This is a genomic window from Pelagibius sp. Alg239-R121, assembly GCF_947331435.1.
In the GTDB taxonomy this organism is placed as follows: Bacteria; Pseudomonadota; Alphaproteobacteria; order Kiloniellales; family Kiloniellaceae; genus Denitrobaculum.
On sequence record NZ_CAMZOF010000033.1, the window covers coordinates 1 to 5,071 of the forward strand.

The 5,071-nt window shown below is 50.6% G+C and carries 6 protein-coding genes; 1 reads left to right on the top strand and 5 read right to left on the bottom strand.

The features are described from left to right. Positions 1-115: 115 nt before the first annotated feature. A complete protein-coding gene (locus QMZ18_RS36740) occupies positions 116-580 on the bottom strand; it encodes a DUF6196 family protein (RefSeq protein ID WP_282611413.1) in 465 nt (154 codons plus the stop codon). 132 nt (positions 581-712) lie between these two features. On the opposite strand from QMZ18_RS36740, the gene QMZ18_RS37195 reads away from it, so the two are divergent. After that, positions 713-994 carry a helix-turn-helix domain-containing protein gene (locus QMZ18_RS37195; RefSeq protein ID WP_282611414.1) on the top strand — a complete coding sequence of 94 codons (282 nt, stop codon included), beginning with the start codon at positions 713-715 and terminating at the stop codon, positions 992-994. A 415-nt stretch (positions 995-1,409) separates the two neighbouring features. Here QMZ18_RS37195 and QMZ18_RS36750 read toward each other — a convergent pair whose 3' ends face one another. The 4 genes from QMZ18_RS36750 to QMZ18_RS36765 all read right to left on the bottom strand — a co-directional run bounded on the left by QMZ18_RS36750 (position 1,410) and on the right by QMZ18_RS36765 (position 4,687). Further along, the gene (locus QMZ18_RS36750; protein WP_282611415.1) at positions 1,410-1,976 is read right to left on the bottom strand and encodes a cytochrome P460 family protein; all 567 of its coding nucleotides are present in this window, start codon (positions 1,974-1,976) and stop codon (positions 1,410-1,412) included. An 84-nt stretch (positions 1,977-2,060) separates the two neighbouring features. Then, positions 2,061-3,134: a DUF4331 family protein gene (locus QMZ18_RS36755; protein WP_282611416.1), complete on the bottom strand. Its 1,074-nt coding sequence runs from the start codon at positions 3,132-3,134 to the stop codon at positions 2,061-2,063. A gap of 37 nt (positions 3,135-3,171) precedes the next feature. Then, positions 3,172-3,624, bottom strand: a complete 453-nt coding sequence (gene msrB, locus QMZ18_RS36760) for a peptide-methionine (R)-S-oxide reductase MsrB (protein ID WP_282611417.1) — start codon at positions 3,622-3,624, stop codon at positions 3,172-3,174. Between the two features lie 157 nt (positions 3,625-3,781). Then, on the bottom strand, positions 3,782-4,687 hold the full coding sequence (locus QMZ18_RS36765; protein ID WP_282611418.1) for a LysR family transcriptional regulator: 906 nt from the start codon (positions 4,685-4,687) through the stop codon (positions 3,782-3,784). Positions 4,688-5,071: the final 384 nt, after the last annotated feature.

The window sequence follows — 5,071 nt, forward strand, 5'->3', positions numbered from 1 at the left end:
CTCCCATGTTCACAGAATACCTGTGATCCTAACGGGAGCTCGACCTCAAATCATGGTCAGCCCAATTACGCATGCTTAGAGCCCCAGGCAGACGGAATTGGCAAACGCATGGATGTCAGCTTTTTCCGAGCGCATGGCCTCGTTCAATCAACTTTCGAATGACTGCCAAAAATCGCTCACTTGTTGAACCTACTGGGCATGCCCAGTAGTCCATTGCTCCTTGACAAATCTCAAAAAGCTCAGGCGATGCACGACGATCCTTTCCGCAAATGACGATGGCGCCGGTACGTCCCATTGTTCTCAAGTGCGAGTGTAGCCAGGCGACAAAGCCGATGGCACTTGGGCCGCTTTCAGAAAACCTGAAAAGGACCACGCAAAACCGCCCATCGGTGTCTGTAACACCAGCAGGCACGAACTCGTGCCATGTACCGGCATCGGCGACACATGCAAGCGCCTCGTGAAACGGTGCATTTCCCACTTCGAGGGGGCGCCAGACATACTCCTCAGAATAGAAAGTTGTATCGGCCTGCGCAATCACTCTGCACAGGCGCTCATCGAATTGTTCTTCCGCTTCTTCCATGTCGCTTTCCAATCAACGAATAAGACACTATTTATTTTATAGCGCGAGAAATCACTATAGAAAAGATAGCGAATGACGAAAATACCAAGACCTGGACAGCCGGTCAGAGGTTCAAAGAGCGGAGCACCGATCATGGCCCTTTTTGACTTGCTAGGCCGACATTGGGCCATGGGCATCCTTTGGAACCTCTGCGAGGCGGGGCCATTGACGTTCCGGGCCCTAGAAGCGAAGTGTGAAACGATCACGCCCGCATCCTTGAACAAGCGTTTGAAAGAACTGAGAGCTGCCGAATTAGTTCACAGAGTCGAGGGTGGTTATGGAGCGACAGTTTTGGGCGACCGTCTTTACGATCACCTTCTGTCCATGGCCGACTTCTCATTAGAGTGGGCCGATCACCTCTCACAGTGTGATTGAAAAGAACACGAAATCAGTCATTGGGCCAGCATCTATGAACGGTAGGTTTGTCCGGCATCCGGACGTCAGCATGTGTGTCTGTTTCGCGGATGCGGCGAATGGCTGGTTCGGTGTTCTGCACCTGCGAGTTCGACAATGTCAATGATCGACAGCTAAGGGCCGCGACCGACATACCTAACAGAGATGGAGTAAGGTGCGCACGGCAGTGCTGCGTGGCGGTTTAGAGCCCACTTTCCCAATGCTGCAGAGGGTTAGAGCGACGGTGGTTCGCACAAAGCTGACTTTAGAAATCGGAAAATTGGTTAAAAACGAAACCTATAATTCTATATTCCCCCGACAACCGTAAACACCACACAGCAGGATCGCTCTTTTGATTCTGATTGGAATTATGCAAACCAAGCAAACAAAAATTGGTTCAATCTGACACTCGCTTTAGGCCGATGTGATGATCGGTGAAAATGTATTGCTGATCGCTGGCGGTAGCTTCATGACAGGAAGAACACTGTTCCCGGGGCATAGCTGATGCTGTTGTTTCGTAAGGTTCGGGATGATGACCGAAGTTGAAAAAGCCAAGATGCCCTGTCTCTGCTGGAAACCGTTCCATGTCTTTGACGAGCATCGCCAGACCGTTGTAGTGGCTTTCCACTAGAACTTCACCAGGTTCAGCTTCTACTGTTGAGGTGAATTCCTTGACGATCTGTGTTCCATTAGGCCAGGTGCCGGTCGCCATGTAGATCGCGTATGACATTGGTTCGACGCAGGTATCAATGTATTCACTCGTCGAAATTGGATTTCCATCAATGATGTTGATTTCCCCTTTTGGAATCAGGGTCGTGCCAACATTCACCCATTGTCTGTGATTGAAAGGGCGATTTATTGTCCCGTCTGCATTGAACGAGACTGGCAGATTAAATTGCTCGTCGGCAAATAGCGCACTGCAGCTCAATATCAATGCCAATGCAGCCGTTGTAATTCCCTTCATGATAACTCTCCTGTGTCCGTGCTTACCCACGACACTCCGTTGAAGCGGTCGGTGTCGAGGGCAAGTTAGATCTGAATCTGATCGTTATTCCGCGGATACGATGTACGGGAATTCGGCCGTGTATCGTTTCACATCGTATGCATTATCGTCGATGCTAACGCCGTTCATCAGCCGAAGAACTGTGTTCATCGCATCATCGTGAAGTGCGCGACCGTTCAATCCTTCAACCGCATAACTGGCTCTCGTCCCCGGCGTGTAAGTTAAGACATCCGGCATAATCATGTCCGCGACTTCGTTGGCGTATTCCATGGCACTATCCGGTTTGGTCTTAGACGTGGAAACCGCCCAAAAGATGTTGTTCACGATTGCCTGACGGCGCTCTTCAACATCGAGATCGGGTCGATGCTGCCCGTGGTCTTCCTGAACTGCTGGCGTATCTGAGAGGAATACATAAGGGAACAGCACGTTCGCATGGCGATCCACCTGCGACCATTCCCCCTTGTGCTCAACCGACGTCGTAGTGAAGACGGAGACTTTTTCACCAAGCATTTGATTGGGAACATCGACGACAATGAAACTGGCGGTCGCACCGTCGAATAGGTCGCCATCTTCCTTGAAGACGTCAGGTGTAAATTTGCCCTGCTGCTTGGCGGCATTGAATTTCGCCAGCCCAACACCGTTTCCAAAAAAAGGGTCATCCCCTCGGCCGGTCCAAACTTGAATCCCGTCAGCAAGATTTACGGTTTCGCCGATTTTGCCACCACCAAGCTGCTCACCTTGCTCTCCAACTGCCGCATTGGGCGTATCGACCTTATGAACCTCTACGTTTTCGCCTTCAAATGTGAAAACGAGTGTCATACCGGTCTCAAATTTATCGTCTTGTGCGATATGGAGGTTGTATTGACCACCCTGTCCAAACACCACAGCTGGTGCTTTCCCAGTACCCGGAGCGCTTGGGTTTGAAGATGAGATAATACTGGTATGCCCTTCTTTGTTGGACTCGAAGACGTACGTATCGTTGAGATCGTATTCTGGATATTGGCTCTGCAGACCAGAGGTGAAATGACCTGCGCCATAGCCGGTGCTGGCAAAGGAAGTTAATGCCACGCATGCCGCTGAAAGCGTAGGCGAATATGTTCTGATTGTAGTTTTCATCATTGGGGTCCCCTCTCGCTTGTGATTTTGATTTCTTGGCCTAGTTATTCTGATCGAACAGCACCGAGAAAATCCCGTAGCCTTCTACTTCGAACTCCTCGACCGGTACAAACCGAAGGGCGGCCGAATTTATGCAGTAGCGTAAGCCAGTGGGTTCTGGCCCATCCGGAAACACGTGGCCAAGATGTGAGTTCACATCGCGCGAACGGACTTCGGTTCGGATCATACCAAGCGTCCGGTCCGTGACTTCTACAAGGTGTTCATCAGCCAGTGCCTGAAAGAAGCTCGGCCAACCGCTACCAGAATCGTATTTGTGTAGTGAGGCAAAAAGCGGCTCGCCGCTTACGACGTCCACGTAGATTCCTACGCCTGTGTGATCCCAGAATTCGTTTTCAAACGCACGCTCAGTTGCGCCGTTCTGGGTCACTTCAAATTGAGTCTTCGAGAGTTTCGACAGCTTGTCGGTTTTGGCATTCGCTTTGTGACCTTGCATGTATACCTTCCCAGACCGGATTGAATGATCTGTGCCAATTCATATCCAGAAGGTATCCATCATTGTCTGGTAGCGGAAATATCGAGTTGATCGCGCCCGATAAGCACGGCTTATGATGCGCGGTTTTGCGTTTTGCGCGGAAGCTGATCGCAGTTGATTATTCGGCCGCGGATGATGCTGGCTCGTACGCGGGCCAGTCGTGGCGAATTGCCCATTCTGCCAACATGTTCAAGGCGGGCATGCTTTCCGCCTGATCAGCAACAACGAAATCAACCTTGCGCGACAAAATCGGATCGACGATTGGCCGGTGGTCAAGTTCCGGACGCAGGAGTGAGTACCGAGGAATGCATGTGACACCTATGCCATCACGTACAAGGCTCTGAATCCAATCTTCTCGCTCGCTCCGAAACACTACATCAAGTTGAAGATTCTGATCCCTGAATGACTCATTGACTTCTTTCCGGAACTCACAATGCAAACGGTCTATGTAATTCTGTTCAGTAATGTCATTGAGAGGCACATATTCTCGTTCGGAGAATTCATGATCTTTTGGAAATGCAATGACCATAGCCTCTTCAAAAAGGTTGGCGTATTGCAACTGGGGGTGTGGTGGGCCATGGCGCGCGCAGAACGCCCCGTCAAGTGCTCCGGACAGCAACAGGTCCGCAATAGACGACGGTTTCACATCGTGCAAAACAATTGAGATCATAGGATGCTCAATTCGAAATGCATCGAGCATTCCGCTTAACACGCCGGGGCCGATCGTACACATGAGACCAATGTTCAGCTCTGCAACTTCTCCGGACGTTACAGCCTTGGCGGTTGATCGCACCAGATGACGAGTCTGGTCGATCTGTTGGAAATGCCCTCGTAGTGACTTTCCCAGTTCTGTGAGTTCAGTATAGCGGCCATCGCGAACGACCAAGCCCCCGCCGAGTTCCGCCTCCAAGCGCTTGATAGCCTGCGTGAGAGCCGGTTGCGAGACATAACATTGTTCTGCAGCACGGGTGAAGTTCAGCGTCTCGGCGAGCGCGAGAAAGTAGCGTATCTGATTAAAATCCATAGGTTTCCCGTTTGTGCTGAATTGCTCCAAATTTACTGTTTGAAACCGCTTTGAACATCAAATCGCGCTTGCGAACCGCTTGATAGCATTATTCTCGGCCCAGAAGAGTAATCTCCAGGTCTCATTGCCAAGCACGCCAAGATTGGTGCTGATGTAACTTTCGTGCTGTCTGAGCTCTCAAATAGGACGAGGTACAACTAGTATCGGACAAAAAGTGATCGTGCTAAGCGACACCTAATACATGTCACTAAATTGCGGCTCCTTGCGTTTTGCAGCCATCGGCGTTCATGTTGTGAAAGTCAGCTTCGTCCGGATACCGTTGAAAAAGTCGCTTCTGGTGATGACTTGATTGTATAGGCGCGTTGGCCCGTTTCGCTTTTCATG

Bases quoted from the DNA above. Each gene is read 5' to 3' on its own strand.
- QMZ18_RS36740 (WP_282611413.1), bottom strand. From the start codon at position 580: ATGGAAGAAGCGGAAGAACAATTCGATGAGCGCCTGTGCAGAGTGATT.
- QMZ18_RS37195 (WP_282611414.1), top strand. From the start codon at position 713: ATGGCCCTTTTTGACTTGCTAGGCCGACATTGGGCCATGGGCATCCTT.
- QMZ18_RS36750 (WP_282611415.1), bottom strand. From the start codon at position 1,976: ATGAAGGGAATTACAACGGCTGCATTGGCATTGATATTGAGCTGCAGT.
- QMZ18_RS36755 (WP_282611416.1), bottom strand. From the start codon at position 3,134: ATGATGAAAACTACAATCAGAACATATTCGCCTACGCTTTCAGCGGCA.
- msrB (WP_282611417.1), bottom strand. From the start codon at position 3,624: ATGCAAGGTCACAAAGCGAATGCCAAAACCGACAAGCTGTCGAAACTC.
- QMZ18_RS36765 (WP_282611418.1), bottom strand. From the start codon at position 4,687: ATGGATTTTAATCAGATACGCTACTTTCTCGCGCTCGCCGAGACGCTG.